Below are 15,341 nucleotides of genomic sequence, written 5' to 3'. Positions count from 1 at the left end.
CGATCACGAACACGAAGATCCCGGAGACCGCAATGATGAAGAGTGCTCCCATCACCGGCCCTCCTCTCTCGTCCCCCGTTCCCCCCGGGCCGCGTGCGTTCCGCGGTCCCCGAGGGGCGCCCCGAGCGGGCGTGACAGGGGGATGCCCGAACGCGCCGCGGGCCAAGCCGGAGTTGAGGAACTCCAGAGGTTCGGCGGAGGATGGCCGCCATGACCTCCAGCGCGCGCCCCCTGCTCAACCGCCGGCTCGCCGAGTTCGGCACGACGATCTTCGCCGAGATGTCCGCGCTCGCCGTGCGGACCGGCGCCATCAACCTCGGTCAGGGCTTCCCCGACACCGACGGCCCCGAGCAGGTCCGCGAGGCGGCGGTCCGGGCGCTGCGCGAGGGGCGCGGCAACCAGTACCCGCCGGGCCCCGGCGTCCCCGAACTGCGCACCGCGATCGCCGCGCACCAGGAGCGCCGGTACGGCATCGCGCTCGACCCGGACCGCGAGGTCCTGGTCACGGCGGGCGCGACCGAGGCCATCGCCGCGTCGCTGCTCGCGCTGGTCGAGCCCGGGGACGAGGTCGTCGCGTTCGAGCCGTACTACGACTCGTACGCGGCCTGCATCGCCATGGCGGGCGGTACGCGCGTGCCCGTGACGCTGCGCCCGCACGAGGGCGCCTTCCGCCTCGACCTCGACGAACTGCGCGCCGCGATCACCCCGCGCACCCGGCTCCTGCTGATCAACACCCCGCACAACCCGACCGGCACCGTCCTCACCCGCGCCGAGCTGAAGGCCGTCGCCGAGCTGGCGGTCGAGCGCGACCTCCTCGTCGTCACCGACGAGGTCTACGAGCACCTCACCTTCGACGACGCCGAGCACGTGCCGCTCGCCTCGCTGCCCGGGATGCGCGAGCGGACGGTGACGATCGGTTCGGCGGGCAAGACGTTCTCGTTCACCGGCTGGAAGGTGGGGTGGGTGACGGCGTCACCGGAGCTGGTCACGGCGGTGCGCTCCGCCAAGCAGTTCCTCACCTACGTCTCCGCCGGGCCCTTCCAGTACGCGGTCGCCGAGGCCCTCGCGCTCCCCGACTCCTACTTCAGCGACTACCGGGCCGCCATGACGGCCAAGCGCGACCTGCTCGCCGCCGGGCTCGCGGACGCCGGGTTCGCGGTCTTCCGCCCGCAGGGCACGTACTTCGTGACGACCGACATCCGCCCGCTCGGCTTCGACGACGGCTTCGCGTTCTGCCGCGCGCTGCCCGAGCGCTGCGGGGTCGTCGCCGTCCCGAACGCCGTGTTCTACGACGACCGCGCGGCCGGGGCCCCGTTCGTACGGTTCGCGTTCTGCAAGCGGGACGAGGTCCTCGCGGACGCCGTGGCGCGGCTGAAGCAGCTCTGACCCGCCCGGCCCGACGGGGGCCGCCCGGATGGCGGCTCCCCGCTCGCGGGCCCGGCGGGTGCGCCGCAGGGTTCGGTTGTGACCGAGCCTTCCGCCGCCGTCCTGGACGGCCCCTCAGCCACCACCGCCCCCGCCCCGGGACCCCGGTCGCTGCCGCGCCCGCTCGCGACCGGGGCCGCCCGCGCCCTCGGGCTCTTCGCCGCCGCCCGGCTCACCGGGGCGCTCGCCGTGGCCGTCGCCGGGTGGGCGACCGGCAAGCAGCCGCTCACGCTCCTCGGGCGGTCCTGGGACTCGTTCTGGTACCTGCACATCGCCGAGCACGGCTACGGCCGCACCGTGCCGTTCGGGACCGGCCAGGTCTACAGCGACCTGGCCTTCTTCCCGCTCTACCCGGCGCTGGTCAGCGCCCTGCACATGGTCCTGCCGCCGGCCGGGGCCCCGCTCTGCGCGCTGCTGATCTCCTGGACCGCCGCGCTCGCCGCCGCCCTCGGCGTCTACCGGATCGGCGAACTGCTGCACGGCCGCCTCGCGGCGACGCTCCTTGTCGTGGTCTGGGGCCTGCTGCCGCACTCGGTGGTGCTGTCCCTGGCGTACACGGAGCCGGTGCTGACGGCGCTGGCCGCCTGGTCGCTGTACGCCGTCCTGACGGGCCGCTGGCTGTGGGCGGGGTCCTTGGCCGCCCTCGCCGGACTCGCCCGGCCGAACGGGGTCGCGGTCGCCGCCGCCGTCCTCGTCACCGCCGCGTACGAGCTGGTCCGGCGGCGCGGGCGCGTTTCCCACAGGCTGTGGACGGGCGCGCTCCTCGCACCGGCCGGCTGGCTCTCGTACGTGCTGTGGGTCGGGCTCAGAAGAGGCGATCCGCTCGGCGGGTACTTCGCGGTGCAGCGCGGCTGGGGCTCGACGTTCGACTACGGGGCCGGATCGGTGCGGATGGCCTGGCGGGTACTTCAGCACGGGCACCGCTTCGTCTTCGGCATGACGCTGGTGATCGTCGTGGTGGCGCTGCTCCTGTACGGGCTGCTGCTCCTGGACCGGCCGCCGCTGCCGCTCGCCGTCTACAGCGGCGTCCTGCTCCTCGTCACGCTCGGCGGCTCCGGCTTCTTCGCGTCCAAGCCGCGCTTCCTGCTGCCCGCGTTCCCGCTGCTGCTCCCGGTGGCGTGCGCGCTGGCCCGTACGGCGAGAGCCCGGCCCGCGCACGCCCTCCTGACGGTGGGGTGGCTGGCCGGGCTCTCGGTGGCGTACGGGACGTACCTGCTGGTCTACGTCCACAAACCGCTGTGAGGGACGGAGACTACTCCCCGTCGTCCCCGGGCTTCTCCGGGTTCTCCGCCGAGTCGACCTCGGCCTCGAGGCCGAGCTGCTCCACGAGCCAGCGGTCGAACTCGATCGCGGCGCGCACCCAGCTGACGGTCGACGACACGAAGTGCTCCAGGGAGACACCGGTGCCGATCAGCATCTGGGCCTCGCCGATGAGGCGGACCGTGCCGTCGTCGTGGGTGTGGCTGTAGACCTTCGGCCACAGGGTGCGGCGGTTCCAGTCGTCGATGGACTCCAGGAGCTGCGGCTTCACCTCGATGCCGTGCGGGCGGTCGTAGAACGTCCGCACCGAGAAGACCTGCTGGTCGCCCTCGCCGCGGAACATGAAGTACGTACGGAACTCCTCCCACGGCGCGGCGAGGTCACCCTCGTCGTCCAGGACGTACTTGAGTTCCATCTGCTCCAGGAGCTGCTTGACGAGGTCCTGGTCGGGGATGACGGGGCCTGCCGGTCCCGCTCCCTGCTGCGGTTCGGGCTGTCCCCCGAAATTGGGAATCGAGGACGGGTCGATGCTCACGCGCTTGGTCCCTTCGTATGGCTGAGGCCCATCCTCTCCCATCGGGGCCCCTGGGGGGCAAGCCCGGGACCTCGTCTGCCGGGTTTTCGTTGTTCGCCGGGTGCGGACAGGTTGTGGTTGCTCGCGCAGTTCCCCGCGCCCCCGAGATGCGCACTTCGTGCGCCATCTCTGGGGCGGGGTTCACTACAGAGTCTTCTCCATCGTCGCCGGGCCGACGATCAGGCCCTCTTCGAACGTGTCCACCCTGACCGTGTCGCCGTCCTTGACCTCGCCCGAGAGGATCTCCTTCGCCAGGCGGTCGCCGATCGCGGACTGGACGAGGCGGCGGAGCGGACGTGCGCCGTAGGCCGGGTCGTTGCCCTCGTCGGCGAGCCAGGTGAGGGCGGCGTCGCTGACGTCGAGGGTGAGGCGGCGGTCGGCGAGGCGCTTGGCCAGGCGGTCGAGCTGCAGCTTGGCGATGCGGCGCAGTTCGTCCTTGTCCAGGGCCGAGAAGACCACCAGGTCGTCGAGCCGGTTCAGGAACTCCGGCTTGAAGGAGCTCCGGACGACCTCCAGGACCTGCTCCTTCTTCTCCTCGGCCGTCGTCAGCGGGTCCACCAGGTACTGGCTGCCCAGGTTCGACGTCAGGACGAGGATCGTGTTCCGGAAGTCGACCGTGCGGCCCTGGCCGTCGGTGAGCCGGCCGTCGTCGAGCACCTGGAGCAGGATGTCGAAGACCTCGGGGTGCGCCTTCTCGACCTCGTCGAGGAGGACCACCGAGTACGGGCGGCGGCGCACCGCCTCCGTGAGCTGGCCGCCCTCCTCGTAGCCGACGTAGCCGGGGGGCGCGCCGACGAGACGGGCGACGCTGTGCTTCTCGCCGTACTCGCTCATGTCGATGCGGATCATGGCCCGCTCGTCGTCGAAGAGGAAGTCCGCGAGCGCCTTGGCCAGCTCCGTCTTGCCGACACCGGTCGGGCCGAGGAAGAGGAACGAGCCGGTCGGACGGTCCGGGTCGGCGATGCCCGCGCGGGTGCGGCGGACGGCGTCCGAGACCGCCTGTACCGCCTCCGTCTGGCCGATGAGGCGCTTGCCCAGCTCCTCCTCCATGCGGAGCAGCTTCTGCGTCTCGCCCTCGAGCAGGCGGCCCGCCGGGATGCCGGTCCAGGAGGCGACCACGTCGGCGATGTCGTCCGGGCCGACCTCTTCCTTGACCATGGTGTCCTTGGCGACCTCCTCCTCGGCCTCGGAGGCCGCTTCGAGGTCGCGCTCCAGGGACGGGATCTCGCCGTAGAGCAGCTTGCTGGCCGTGTCGAAGTCGCCGTCGCGCTGGGCCCGCTCGGCCTGGCCGCGCAGCTCGTCGAGCTTCTCCTTCAGCTCACCGACCCGGTTGAGGGACTGCTTCTCCTTCTCCCAGCGGGCGGTGAGGCCGCGCAGTTCCTCCTCCTTGTCGGCGAGGTCGCGCCGCAGCTTCTCCAGGCGCTGCCTGCTGGCCGGGTCGGTCTCCTTGCCGATGGCCAGTTCTTCCATCTTGAGGCGGTCGACGGCGCGCTGGAGCTCGTCGATCTCGACCGGCGAGGAGTCGATCTCCATACGGAGCCGGGACGCGGACTCGTCGACGAGGTCGATGGCCTTGTCGGGCAGGAAGCGGGAGGTGATGTACCGGTCGGAGAGGGTCGCGGCGGCGACGAGCGCGCTGTCCGCGATCTGCACCTTGTGGTGCGCCTCGTACCGCCCCTTGAGCCCGCGCAGGATCGCGATGGAGTCCTCGACGCTCGGCTCGGCGACGAGCACCTGCTGGAAGCGGCGCTCCAGGGCCGGGTCCTTCTCGATGCGCTCGCGGTACTCGTCGAGGGTCGTGGCGCCGACCATGCGGAGTTCGCCGCGGGCCAGCATGGGCTTCAGCATGTTGCCCGCGTCCATGGCGGAGTCGCCGCCCGCGCCCGCGCCGACGACGGTGTGCAGCTCGTCGATGAACGTGATGATCTGCCCGTCGCTCTCCTTGATCTCGGAGAGGACGGTCTTCAGGCGCTCCTCGAACTCACCGCGGTACTTCGCACCCGCGACCATCGCGCCGAGGTCGAGCGAGACGAGCCGCTTGTCCTTGAGCGACTCGGGCACGTCCCCCTTCACGATGCGCTGGGCGAGGCCCTCGACGACGGCGGTCTTGCCGACGCCGGGCTCACCGATGAGCACGGGGTTGTTCTTGGTGCGCCGGGACAGGACCTGCACGACCCTGCGAATCTCCTGGTCGCGCCCGATGACGGGGTCGAGCCGTCCCTCGCGCGCGGCGGCGGTGAAATCGGTACCGAACTTCTCCAGGGCCTTGTAAGAACCCTCGGGGTCGGGTGTCGTCACCCGGCGCCCTCCCCTGCTCTTCGTGAACGCCTCGGACAGCTTCTTGGCACTGGCCCCATTCTCCGCCAGTACGTCACCCGCGGGACCGCCCTTCGCGGCGATGCCGATGAGCAGGTGCTCGGTGGAGAGGAACTCGTCGCCCAGCTCCTTGGCCCGCTCGTCGGCGTCGGCGACGACGGCGAGCAGGTCGCGGTTGGGCTGCGGCGGCGCGACGGTCGACCCGGTGACGCTGGGCAGCGCCCCGAGGACGCGCTCGGCGCCCGCCCTGACCTGCGCCTGGTCGGCGTCGACGGCGGCCAGCAGATCAGTGATGTTCTCGTTGTCCTGCCCTTCGAGCAGGGCGAGCAGCAAGTGGGCCGGGGTCAGATCCGGGTGCCCCCCGGACACGGCCCGGCTCGTGGCCGCGTTGATCGCGTCGCGGCTCCGGTTCGTCAGCTCGGCGTCCACGTAACTGTTCTCCTTCTCCTCCATGTCACGGGCAACTCTGACCTATTCAGCGTACACAAAGTTGAGTCTATTCCGCTCAAGCTTGCGCCGACGGTAAGTTCCTGGTCATGGCCAAGCAGATCGACCTCGACGCTCCCGGCGCCTCCTTCCTCAGCTTCTGGCGGGAGAGGCACCTGTGCACGCTGACGACCCTGCGCGCGGACGGCACGCCGCATGTCGTACCGGTGGGCGTGACGTACGACGCCGGGGAGCGGGTGGCCCGCGTCATCACGGACAAGAAGAGCTGGAAGGTCGCGCACATCCTGGCGGCACCTCCCTCGGCTCGGGCGCGCGTCGCGGTCTGCCAGGTCGACGGCCGGCGCTGGACCACGCTGGAGGGCGCGGCGACCGTCCGCACGGACCCGGCCTCGGTCGCGGACGCCGAGGCGCGCTACGCGGAGCGGTACAACCATCCGCCGCGTCCCAACCCGACGCGGGTGGTCATCGAGATCGCGGTGGACCGGGGCACGGGCAACGCGGTCTTCGACGAGTAGCCCGGCACGGCGTACGTACACGTGTCCGTACACAAAACTGCAGCGGCGCCACCGTGTTCAGGTCCACGGTGACGCCGCTGCGGGGGGAAGCACCTGCGCGATCTACTACGACGGGGGAATCGCGTCAGGCACTGCGGGGGGTGGCAGAGGTGGTACTGGTGTGCGGGGTCTCGGACCCCGCGTCCCCGACCAGCTGGTGATCACGCTGATCGAGGTTGACGAAGATCATCCCGTACCGGACGACCGTCCGCACCGGCTGTGGGGCGCCGCGCGGACGACGCAGACACCGGTACGCCCGGAGATCGTCGTCGTCGTCCCGCACCACGATGATCGGCTCCCCGAACAGGGTGACCATGAGCGAGTCACCCGGGTTCGGGATCGCCGTCACGAGGTCGATCGTGTGCCAGCCTGAGCGGTAGGCGATCGCCATCTCACGACGGAGGGATCTGTCGTCGGGTGGGGTGATCATTTGGTCACGTCCGCCGCCGGGTCTGCGACGAGGCCCCAGGCCACGTCACCGTTGACCGTCGCCTGACTGTGGGTCCCGAACTGAGCAGAGCCCCAGGCGACGTCCCCGGGCACAGCAGCAGTGCTGGCAGTGCTGACGGTGCTCGCAGTGCCGAGCGCAACAGCGACGACCGCCGCGCCAAGCACTGAGCGAAGCATTCTCTTACTCATGTCGGCTTCGTCCTTACCTGATGGCTTCTTCTCCCCCGCACCACAAGACGATGACTCATTCAGGCACATGGAAACCACAGAAGCGATGCATCATGTTCCTGCACGTTCAGGACCCTGGGGGGTGGAGATTTACCCATGAAGCACACAAAACCGACACATCCTCACCCAGTCACTGAGCTGTGCGCCGAAGGGGAACGTCTTTACGCCAGCGCGCTCGGCGCGGGCCGCATCGCACGGAGCGACGCCGATGCCGCGCCCTGCCTGCTGGAATTCGCGCTCCTCCACCCGGATCCCGACGACGCGAACTGGCTACGGCCGGTTCCCCCTTCGGTGGTGCTCTCCGAGCGGTTGCAGCCTATCGAGCGGGAGATCCAGGAGAAGCGCTCCCTGTCGACCGAACTCACGGCGGCCTTTCAGCCGTTCATGAGCATCAGTGCCCAGATGCCGCCCATCACGCACGCGATCACCGTCCTCGAAGGAGTGAGCCGGATCAACGCGGCGCTCGACAAGGGGATCGCCGAGAGCCGGCACGAAGTCCTCACAGTGCAGCCCGGCGGCGGCCGTTCGGAACACCTCCTCAGCGAAGCGCTGGAGCGCAGCAAGCCGCTGATAGAGCGCGGCATCTCCATGCGTACCCTCTACCAGCACACCGTCCGGTACAGCCAGAACACGTTCGCGTACATGGACAAGATGGCAGGGGCCAGGGTCGAGATCCGGACATTGGAGGAGCTGATCGAAAGGCTCATCATCGTCGATCACGACGTGGCGTTCATCCCCGCGCAGGCCGGCAACAGCATGGCCCTTGAGCTGCGCCATCCCGGCCTGGTCCAGTACCTGATCAACGTCTTCGAGCATCTCTGGCGCCATGGCACCCCGCTGGAGGAGGAGATCCAGTACGAGGCCACCCTCGAAGGGATCACCGGCGTCCAGCGCTCGATCGCCAAGCTGCTCGTCGAGGGCCATGTGGACGAGGCGATAGCGCGCCGCCTGGGGATGAACGTACGTACCTGCCGGGCGCACATCGCGAAGATCGCGGCGGCGCTCGGCAGCGGCAGCCGGGCCCAGCTCGGCTATCTCATAGCGCAGTCCGGAATGCTGGAGCAGGACTCGTGAGACAGCCTCACGGCGGCGGTCACCACCACGGACCCGAGGAGCTGTGCGCGGAGGGCTCGGCGCTCTACGCCCTGGCCCTGCGCGAGGGACGCGTCTCCAAGGAACAGGCCGAGCGCGTGCCCTGCCTGCTGGAGTACCGTCTCGTGCGCCCGGACCGGGCCAACGGACAGTGGTTCAGACCCGTCTCGCCCTCGGTCGCACTGCCGGGCCTGCTGCGCGGCATCGAGGCGGAGATCGCGTACCAGCGCGAACGCGAGGTGAAGCTGGCGGACGCCTTCCAGCCGCTCATCGCCCTCGAGGCACAGCGCGCGTCGGTCCCCGAGAGTCCCATGATCACCGTGCTGCTGAGCCTCACCCGGATCAACGAGGCGATCGCGCGGGCGACGGACGCCTCCTCGCACGAACTGCTCACGGTCCAGCCGGGCGGTTTCCGCTCCCCGGACGTGCTCGACGGCGTGCTCTCGCGGGAGCAGGAGCTGCTCGGCCGCGGTGGCCGGATGCGTACGCTCTACCAGCACACGGCGCGCCACGATCCAGCCGTCGCGGCGCATTTCGAGCGCCTGGAGGGTGACGTCGAGGTCCGCACGCTCGACGAGGTGACCGAGCGCCTCATCCTCCTCGACCGCACCGTGGCCTTCATCCCGGCCAACCCCGACCGCACGGTGGCCCTGGAGATCCGCCACCCGGCGCTCATCACGTACCTCGTCACGACGTTCGAGCGGCTCTGGCGGCTTGCGACCCCCCTGTATCCGACGGGGCCGCAGCCGGTCACCTCGTCGGGCGGCGTGCCCAGCCGTCAGCGCACCATCGCCGGGCTGCTGGTGGAGGGCCACACGGACGCGGTGATCGCGGAGCGCCTCGGCGTGAACATCCGGACGGTACGGCTGCACATCGCGAAGCTCGCGGCGACGCTGGGGAGCGAGAGCCGGGCCCAGCTGGGCTATCTGATCGGCGAGTCGGGCATCCTGACGCAGGACCGCTGACGAAAGGGTGCCGGGTTACGGGTGACGGGTGACCGGGTGGGGGCCGGTGCACCTTGTCACTCGGCGGGGGGCTACTTCAGCCCCGCCTCCGCGCACGCCGCCGCGTACTTGGCCGTGCAGATGTCCTTGATCTTGAGGATGCCGTCCTTCACGACGGTCTGCTTGATGTTGTCCCGCTTCAGCGCGACGACACTCACACTCGCCGTGCGGACCTGCTTCGTCGTGGGACTGTCCGTCCGGTCCATCGCGAGCGCCTCGAACTCGATGGTGCGGCCCTGCGCGACCCGTACGGCCATCTCGGCGGCCGTCGCCGCCTCCTCCGGGTACGGCTTGTAGACGCTCATGTACTGATCGCCCGTCAGAATGCGCTGCACAGCGGCGAGTTCCGCGTCCTGACCGGTGATCGGCGGCATCTTCGTGACACCGGCCTCCTGGAGCGCGGCGACGATACCGCCCGCCATGCCGTCGTTGGCCGAGTAGACCCCGGCGATGTTGGAGGCGCCGATGGAGGCGATGGCCTGTTCCATGTTGGCCTTGGCGTTCTGCGGCTTCCAGGCGACCGTGTCGTAGGACTTGGCTATGGTCACCGCGTCCGCCAGCTCCGCACGCGCCGCTTCCTTGAAGTCGAGGGCGTTCGGGTCGGTCGGCGAACCGTTGATCATGACGATCTTGGTGTTCTTGTCGGCCTTCGAGCCGAGGGCCTGGATGAGCTCCTTGCCCTGGGTCTGGCCGACGAGCCCGTTGTCGAAGCCGACGTACGCGTCGACCGGACCCTGGGCGAGCCGATCGTAGGCGATGACATGGACACCCGCGTCCTTGGCCCGCTGCACGGCGGCGGTGATCGTCTTCGCGTCGACGGCGTCGACGATCAGCGTGTCCACCTTCTTGGCGATCATCTCGTCCACCTGGCGGTTCTGCAGGTCTGCGTCCTGCTCCGCATTGGCGTAGACCAGTTCCCCCTCGCCGTCGGTGAGCTTCGCGATCTGTCGCTTGATGTTCGGGTAGTCGAACTTCTCGTAGCGCGCGGTCTCCTTCTCCGGAAGAAGCAGGCCGATCTTGACATCGTTGCCCTTGCGTACGGGTTCACTGCTGTCGCTGTCCCCGCCGGGCAGCACACCACCGCAGGCCGTGAGCGAGACCACTAGGACGGATGCGACACCGGCGAGGCCGGCGCATCGCATACGCGTGTTCATTACGGATACCTCCCTGACGTGGCCGCACCGGTGCGGCCGAGGTGGCTCGAAGCCAACTCGGCCGCCCACATCACGTCAAGAGGTGAAGCAACACCGCAACGAAACCGCATCCGTTACTTCCCCACATGAAGCCAGATACATCGAATACCGGACATGTGTACCCGGCGGTAACACCCTTGCCGTCAGATATCGGCCGGTTGCGATCAGGCCTGGGCGGGCGGTACGCGGTCGAGGAACCCGTGGACGTTCCGGATGCGCCCGTCCTCGTCGAGGGTGATGACGTCGAACCCGGCGACGGGTGCCGACCCGTCCGCCTCCGACACCAGCTCCCACCCGAACCGGGCGACCCCGTGATGCCCGTCGACCGCCCCGAGCGGCCGGAACACGAACCCCGGGAACTGCGCGTGCGCGCCCTCGATCACGGCGGCGATCCCGTCGTGCCCCGCGACATCGGCCAGCGGGTCGGTGTAGGTCCCGCCGTCGCTCCAGGCGACGGCGACGGCTTTGCGCACCGCATCCGCTCCCGTGGCGTTCCAGGCGTCGAAGTACCGGGCGACGGCGGTCTCGTACGTGTTCTCCTGCGCGGCGGTGCTCATGGCGTCCGTCCTCCTGAAGTCCGTGTCACTCACTACGAGAACCCGGAGCCCGAACGGAGTGCGCCGCCCGGGTTCCGGTGACTTCAGGGTGCCGGGAGGGGGTGACGGGGTCGATTACGTGCCAGGTAATGGCAGCCGCCGCGAGACCCGCGAACGGTCAGAAGCCCAGGTGGGTGATCTGCACGATGAAGACACGCTCACTGCGGACGACCACTTGGCAGGTGAACATGCCGGCGGGGCCGTACGAGCCGCCTCCACCGCGCCGAAGACGTACTCCCAGGCCCAGCTCACTCCCGGACCGCCCGCAGGGCCTCGTCCAGAACCGTGCTCAGTTCACGCAACGTCTCGCGCGCGACATCCGGGTCTTCATCCTCCAGGAGCCGCTCGGCACGCTCATAGCGGGCCGCCAGTTCAGGACGCCGGGCGATCTCGATGTTCCTGGCCCACGTCAGCACCCAGCTCTGCACCGGGCTGAGCGACTGCCACTCCACGGCTGAGGCGAACGCCGCGTCCTTCTGCTCCTGCATCTCCGTCAGCCTCGCAGGCGCCACGACCGCGAGCGCCGCACGCAGGGCGTCCGGGGTCTTCTCGGGGCGCGGGATCAGCTCGTGTCCGTCAGGAGCGGCAGTGCTCATCGTGTCCTCCCGGGAGTACCTCGACCAGAGTATCGGGAGAGCTGCCGCTGAAGCGGTACGACGAAGTCTTGTCATGTCGGGCCGTTCTCCTCCGGGAAGGCGGCGGTGCCGACGGTGGGGCGGCAGCCGGGGCAGTGGTGGGGGTCCGGGCCCCGGTAGGCGTGGTCGCAGGTGTCGCAGTTGCGGAGGGGGTGGCGGACCGGTGGTGGGGGCGTGAGCCGGTGGTACGACGGTGGCCTGGGCGGGAGTTGGGCCGTCAGGCGGTGGGCCAGGAGCGCCGCCGGGCTGCGGATCGGGCGGTCCTGTGGCAGGTCCCGGGTCAGGGCGTGGCGTACGGCGCCGGGCTCCAGGTCGCGTTCCAGCCAGGCGACGACGCCGGGGGCCAGGCGGTCCGTGTCGCGGGCGGAGAGGGCGAGGCGGGGGTCGGCGCGGTGCAGGCCGGTGAGGAGGTCGGTGGCGGCCTGGAGGATGCCGGGGACTGGCGTCAGCTCCGGGTGCGGGACGGCGAGGGGCCGGGGCTGCTTCGGTTTCGGCCTCGGCTTTGGCGGTGGCTCCGCGCTGGCCGTGCTGCCCGGCTGGTTGCAGGAGACCGTACGGGTGCGGACCCGGCCGTCGGAGGTGCGTCGGCGTTCGCGCCGCAGGTAACCGTGTTCCTCCAGCTCACGCAGTGCCCCCGCGATCCGCGTCGTGCCCTCCGGGAAGCGGGCGGCGAGCGACCTGACGTCCGCGCGGGACCCTGCCGGGAGGGACTGGATGTACACGGCGAGCCCGATCGCCAGGCCGGAGAGGCTGCGGTGCTGGGCGAGGTGGTTGCCGATCACCGTGAAACGGGTGTGGTGGCGGGTGTTCTCATGAACGATGCCGTAGCCCTGTCGGGGGTCTTCGGGTGAAGTCCGGGCCCGGGTGTTCGAGCGCGCGTTAGTCTGCTGCGTATCCATAGGGAAGGTGGAAGCTTCCTGTGTGGTGAGGCCCTCGCGAATGGGATGCCAGTCCCGGCGGGGGCCGTCACATGTCTTGGGTTATGTGTGCCGTGCGCCAACGTAGGGGGCGCAAAGGGCGCGCGCGCAAGCCGAGTTGGCGACCTTCACCCGTCCGTGTCGCGGCGGAGGGAGGGGTGGGGTTTGGCCTGGATCCTTTCCCCCTCAGTCGTTCCTTTGGGGTTGTCGTCCACGCCACCGGCGTACGGGTTTCCGGGCGCCGGTGCTACGAGGTCGAGCTCGGCCCAGACGGTTTTGCGGGGCGCTTCGGCGGGGGTGCCGGTGACGCCCCAGCGGTTGGCGAGCGCGGCTACGAGCATGAGGCCCCGGCCGGATTCCGATGTGGGGGACGTGTGTTGCGGCTCGGGGGTTCGGTCGCCCCGGGCATCGGCCACTTCGATCCGCAGGGTGCGTTCAGCCACGTAGACGCTGAGGCGGAAGTCCCGGCCGGGGAGGCGACCGTGGGTGGCGGCGTTCGTGGCGAGTTCGGCGATGACCAGTGCGGCCGTGTCGAGGTCCAGGGGCAGGCCCCAGGTGCGGAGTTGTTCCACGGCGAGGAGGCGTGCGAGGCGGGCTCCGCGTGGCGTGGGGGACAGCTGGATGTGGAAGTGGCGCCTGGTGCGGGGAAGTTCGGTGATTTCGGAGTTCACATCACTCAGCGTGGCCGCGCGCCCGTACGCTCACCTGTGACATGGCGGTCACGTATAGCTACTGTCCAGCGTTTGTCCAGGGCTGTACACGGAGTACGAGGCCGGACGTTGACGACGGTCGGGAGGAGCGCGGGATGAGTGAGACGACGGAGGGTGACGGCTGGGAGGTCGAGCCGGGCGACGAGGAGGGCGCGGCCGTCATGGCGCTGATCGGGCGCCAGTTGCGGGCCTGGCGGGAGGCCGCCGACCTCAAGGTGTCCGAACTCGGAGCGGCGATGGGGTACGGGGAGGGGATCGTCTACAAGGTCGAGGCCGGGACCCGGATTCCCCGGGCCGAATACCTCGACAAGGCGGACGACGTCCTTGAGGCAGGCGGCCACATCAAGAAAATGAAAGAGGACGCGGCCAAGCTCCGGTACCCGAAGAAGGTGCGGGACATTGCCGAAGTTGAGGCCAAGGCCGTCGAGCTGACGGCGTATTCAGAGCACTATCCGCATGGGCTACTGCAGACACGGGAGTACACGCATGCGCTCATCTCTATGTGGCGCCCGGCTCTCCCCCAGGAGCGGATCGAGCGAGGGGTGGCCGCACGAGTGGCACGCCAGGCCATCTTCGAACGCGACCCGGCACCGAACCTCAGCTTCGTTCAGGAGGAGGTGACGCTGCGAAGGCCGATCGGCGGGAAGATGGTGCTGCGTAGCCAGCTCGAACGCCTGCTGGAGCTGGGCGCGTTGCCCCACGTGGAGATTCAAGTGATGCCCACGGACAGTGCGGACCACGCCGGTATGGACGGCGAAATGGAGGTGCTGAAGTTCAAGGACGGATCAGCCCTCGGACGCGGAGTGAGGCTCTTCAGTGGGCGTCCTGTCTCCGACCCGAAGCAACTCCGAATCATCGAACTACGGTGTGGCATCATCCGGGCTCAGGCTCTTCCACCAGGAGAGTCACGGGCCTTCATCGAGCAAGCGCTGGGAGAACTATGAACCGCGAGACCCTCGCCGGGAGCGTGCCCGAACTGGCCTGGTTCAAAAGCAGCTACAGCAGCGGCGGTAGCGACCCGGACTGCGTAGAGATCGCCCGTACTCTCGGCACCACCCACATCCGCGACTCCAAGGATCCGGCGCTCCCCCACCTGATCGTGGGAGGCGCTGCCTGGACCCGCTTCCTGAGGCAGCTGTGACCCGGGAGCGGCCAGCCGACTGGCGTAAGAGCAGCTACAGCAGCAACGGTAGCGAGGGTGACTGCGTAGAGGTCGCCCACACCCCCGGCGCGACCCTGATCCGCGACTCCAAGAACCCGGGCCGCGCCCACCTCACCGTCACCCCGAAGACCTGGTCCGCGTTCCTCGGCGGAGCCGCCCGCTGAGGGGGTCAGCCCTCGAACTCCGTGAGGTCGATCGCGTACAGGCGGAAGCCATCCGCCTCGCCGGTCCGGGTCAGGCCCAGTTTCTCCAGCACCTTCGGCGATGACGTGTCGCCGTCGGCCACGGCCGCGACCACGCGGTCGATGCCGCGGTCCTGGAGGGCGAACTCCAACGACGCCTGCGCCGCCTCCGAGGCATACCCCTGGCCCCAGAACTGACGGCCGAGCCGCCACTGGACGCCGATGTGGCCGGCGATCTGCGGCGGGGCGACGGGAACGTACAGGCCGACCGCGCCGGCCAGCTCACCGGAACCGAGGAGTTCGACGGCGAAGACGCCGAAGCCCTCGTCGTCCCACTCGTCCTCCCAGCGCTCGATGTCGTCGGCGGTCTCGTCGAGGGAGCGCGGGGCGCCGTCGCCGATGTACTGCATGACGGCCGGGTCGGCCTGGATGTCGGCGAGGGGCGCGAGGTCGTCGTCGGGCGACCAGCGGCGCAGCAGGAGCCGGGGGGTGCGGATCTCGGTCATGGCATCCATCCTGCATCACTCACCCCTCGCCCCTCGCGCCCCTTCTCCCACTCCTGTGAAGTGTGCTGCAGTGGCCCCGTACCGAGAGAA

General features: G+C 69.6%; 17 protein-coding genes. 8 read left to right on the top strand and 9 right to left on the bottom strand.

The window, feature by feature from the left end; translation table 11 throughout:
* Window positions 1-201: 201 nt before the first annotated feature.
* Entirely contained in the window at window positions 202-1,386 is a 1,185-nt protein-coding gene (locus N5I75_RS28505; protein WP_476681992.1) for a pyridoxal phosphate-dependent aminotransferase, read from the top strand.
* A 78-nt stretch (window positions 1,387-1,464) separates the two neighbouring features.
* Entirely contained in the window at window positions 1,465-2,667 is a 1,203-nt protein-coding gene (locus N5I75_RS28500; RefSeq protein WP_476681990.1) for a hypothetical protein, read from the top strand.
* 10 nt (window positions 2,668-2,677) lie between these two features.
* Here the strand turns inward: N5I75_RS28500 and N5I75_RS28495 are convergent, their stop codons facing one another.
* The gene (locus N5I75_RS28495) at window positions 2,678-3,220 is read right to left on the bottom strand and encodes a YbjN domain-containing protein (RefSeq protein ID WP_476681988.1); all 543 of its coding nucleotides are present in this window, start codon (window positions 3,218-3,220) and stop codon (window positions 2,678-2,680) included.
* Window positions 3,221-3,403: 183 nt separating this feature from the next.
* Window positions 3,404-6,004, bottom strand: a complete 2,601-nt coding sequence (gene clpB, locus N5I75_RS28490) for an ATP-dependent chaperone ClpB (RefSeq protein WP_476682357.1) — start codon at window positions 6,002-6,004, stop codon at window positions 3,404-3,406.
* A gap of 107 nt (window positions 6,005-6,111) precedes the next feature.
* On the opposite strand from clpB, the gene N5I75_RS28485 reads away from it, so the two are divergent.
* Window positions 6,112-6,537: a pyridoxamine 5'-phosphate oxidase family protein gene (locus tag N5I75_RS28485; RefSeq protein ID WP_476681986.1), complete on the top strand. Its 426-nt coding sequence runs from the start codon at window positions 6,112-6,114 to the stop codon at window positions 6,535-6,537.
* Between the two features lie 124 nt (window positions 6,538-6,661).
* On the opposite strand, the gene N5I75_RS28480 is transcribed toward N5I75_RS28485, so the two are convergent.
* On the bottom strand, window positions 6,662-7,006 hold the full coding sequence (locus N5I75_RS28480; RefSeq protein ID WP_476681984.1) for a hypothetical protein: 345 nt from the start codon (window positions 7,004-7,006) through the stop codon (window positions 6,662-6,664).
* Window positions 7,007-7,350: 344 nt separating this feature from the next.
* On the opposite strand from N5I75_RS28480, the gene N5I75_RS28475 reads away from it, so the two are divergent.
* Both N5I75_RS28475 and N5I75_RS28470 read left to right on the top strand, forming a co-directional pair.
* Complete coding sequence (locus N5I75_RS28475; RefSeq protein ID WP_476681982.1) at window positions 7,351-8,328, top strand: helix-turn-helix transcriptional regulator; 978 nt, start codon at window positions 7,351-7,353, stop codon at window positions 8,326-8,328.
* On the top strand, window positions 8,325-9,311 hold the full coding sequence (locus N5I75_RS28470) for a helix-turn-helix transcriptional regulator (RefSeq protein ID WP_476681980.1): 987 nt from the start codon (window positions 8,325-8,327) through the stop codon (window positions 9,309-9,311). The genes N5I75_RS28475 and N5I75_RS28470 overlap by 4 nt, the downstream gene beginning before the upstream one ends.
* 71 nt (window positions 9,312-9,382) lie before the next feature.
* On the opposite strand, the gene N5I75_RS28465 is transcribed toward N5I75_RS28470, so the two are convergent.
* From N5I75_RS28465 to N5I75_RS28445, 5 genes are all read right to left on the bottom strand, one after another.
* On the bottom strand, window positions 9,383-10,492 hold the full coding sequence (locus N5I75_RS28465) for a sugar ABC transporter substrate-binding protein (protein WP_476681978.1): 1,110 nt from the start codon (window positions 10,490-10,492) through the stop codon (window positions 9,383-9,385).
* A 215-nt stretch (window positions 10,493-10,707) separates the two neighbouring features.
* Window positions 10,708-11,100: a nuclear transport factor 2 family protein gene (locus N5I75_RS28460; RefSeq protein ID WP_476681976.1), complete on the bottom strand. Its 393-nt coding sequence runs from the start codon at window positions 11,098-11,100 to the stop codon at window positions 10,708-10,710.
* A gap of 287 nt (window positions 11,101-11,387) precedes the next feature.
* Complete coding sequence (locus tag N5I75_RS28455; RefSeq protein WP_476681974.1) at window positions 11,388-11,735, bottom strand: hypothetical protein; 348 nt, start codon at window positions 11,733-11,735, stop codon at window positions 11,388-11,390.
* A 71-nt stretch (window positions 11,736-11,806) separates the two neighbouring features.
* Window positions 11,807-12,673, bottom strand: a complete 867-nt coding sequence (locus N5I75_RS28450; RefSeq protein WP_476681972.1) for a helix-turn-helix domain-containing protein — start codon at window positions 12,671-12,673, stop codon at window positions 11,807-11,809.
* A gap of 146 nt (window positions 12,674-12,819) precedes the next feature.
* Complete coding sequence (locus N5I75_RS28445; protein ID WP_476681970.1) at window positions 12,820-13,362, bottom strand: ATP-binding protein; 543 nt, start codon at window positions 13,360-13,362, stop codon at window positions 12,820-12,822.
* Window positions 13,363-13,496: 134 nt separating this feature from the next.
* On the opposite strand from N5I75_RS28445, the gene N5I75_RS28440 reads away from it, so the two are divergent.
* The 3 genes from N5I75_RS28440 to N5I75_RS28430 are packed head-to-tail and all read left to right on the top strand — an operon-like array spanning window position 13,497 to window position 14,727.
* Window positions 13,497-14,345: a helix-turn-helix domain-containing protein gene (locus N5I75_RS28440; RefSeq protein ID WP_476681968.1), complete on the top strand. Its 849-nt coding sequence runs from the start codon at window positions 13,497-13,499 to the stop codon at window positions 14,343-14,345.
* Window positions 14,342-14,542, top strand: coding sequence for a DUF397 domain-containing protein (locus N5I75_RS28435; protein WP_476681966.1), 201 nt, complete (start codon window positions 14,342-14,344; stop codon window positions 14,540-14,542). Before N5I75_RS28440 ends, N5I75_RS28435 begins: the two co-directional genes overlap by 4 nt.
* The gene (locus N5I75_RS28430; RefSeq protein ID WP_476681964.1) at window positions 14,539-14,727 is read left to right on the top strand and encodes a DUF397 domain-containing protein; all 189 of its coding nucleotides are present in this window, start codon (window positions 14,539-14,541) and stop codon (window positions 14,725-14,727) included. Before N5I75_RS28435 ends, N5I75_RS28430 begins: the two co-directional genes overlap by 4 nt.
* Window positions 14,728-14,732: 5 nt before the next feature.
* Here the strand turns inward: N5I75_RS28430 and N5I75_RS28425 are convergent, their stop codons facing one another.
* Window positions 14,733-15,251: a GNAT family N-acetyltransferase gene (locus tag N5I75_RS28425; RefSeq protein ID WP_476681962.1), complete on the bottom strand. Its 519-nt coding sequence runs from the start codon at window positions 15,249-15,251 to the stop codon at window positions 14,733-14,735.
* Window positions 15,252-15,341: the final 90 nt, after the last annotated feature.

The sequence above is a fragment of the Streptomyces sp. R818 genome (assembly GCF_056172735.1).
The sequence above is the reverse complement of the archived record's forward strand: the minus strand, read 5'-3'. Positions and strand labels throughout refer to the sequence as shown.

Coding starts and splice junctions, on each gene's coding strand:
- N5I75_RS28505 (WP_476681992.1), top strand. CDS start 202: ATGGCCGCCATGACCTCCAGCGCGCGCCCCCTGCTCAACCGCCGGCTC.
- N5I75_RS28485 (WP_476681986.1), top strand. CDS start 6,112: ATGGCCAAGCAGATCGACCTCGACGCTCCCGGCGCCTCCTTCCTCAGC.
- N5I75_RS28480 (WP_476681984.1), bottom strand. CDS start 7,006: ATGATCACCCCACCCGACGACAGATCCCTCCGTCGTGAGATGGCGATC.
- N5I75_RS28475 (WP_476681982.1), top strand. CDS start 7,351: ATGAAGCACACAAAACCGACACATCCTCACCCAGTCACTGAGCTGTGC.
- N5I75_RS28465 (WP_476681978.1), bottom strand. CDS start 10,492: ATGCGATGCGCCGGCCTCGCCGGTGTCGCATCCGTCCTAGTGGTCTCG.
- N5I75_RS28460 (WP_476681976.1), bottom strand. CDS start 11,100: ATGAGCACCGCCGCGCAGGAGAACACGTACGAGACCGCCGTCGCCCGG.
- N5I75_RS28455 (WP_476681974.1), bottom strand. CDS start 11,735: ATGAGCACTGCCGCTCCTGACGGACACGAGCTGATCCCGCGCCCCGAG.
- N5I75_RS28450 (WP_476681972.1), bottom strand. CDS start 12,673: ATGGATACGCAGCAGACTAACGCGCGCTCGAACACCCGGGCCCGGACT.
- N5I75_RS28440 (WP_476681968.1), top strand. CDS start 13,497: ATGAGTGAGACGACGGAGGGTGACGGCTGGGAGGTCGAGCCGGGCGAC.
- N5I75_RS28435 (WP_476681966.1), top strand. CDS start 14,342: ATGAACCGCGAGACCCTCGCCGGGAGCGTGCCCGAACTGGCCTGGTTC.
- N5I75_RS28425 (WP_476681962.1), bottom strand. CDS start 15,251: ATGACCGAGATCCGCACCCCCCGGCTCCTGCTGCGCCGCTGGTCGCCC.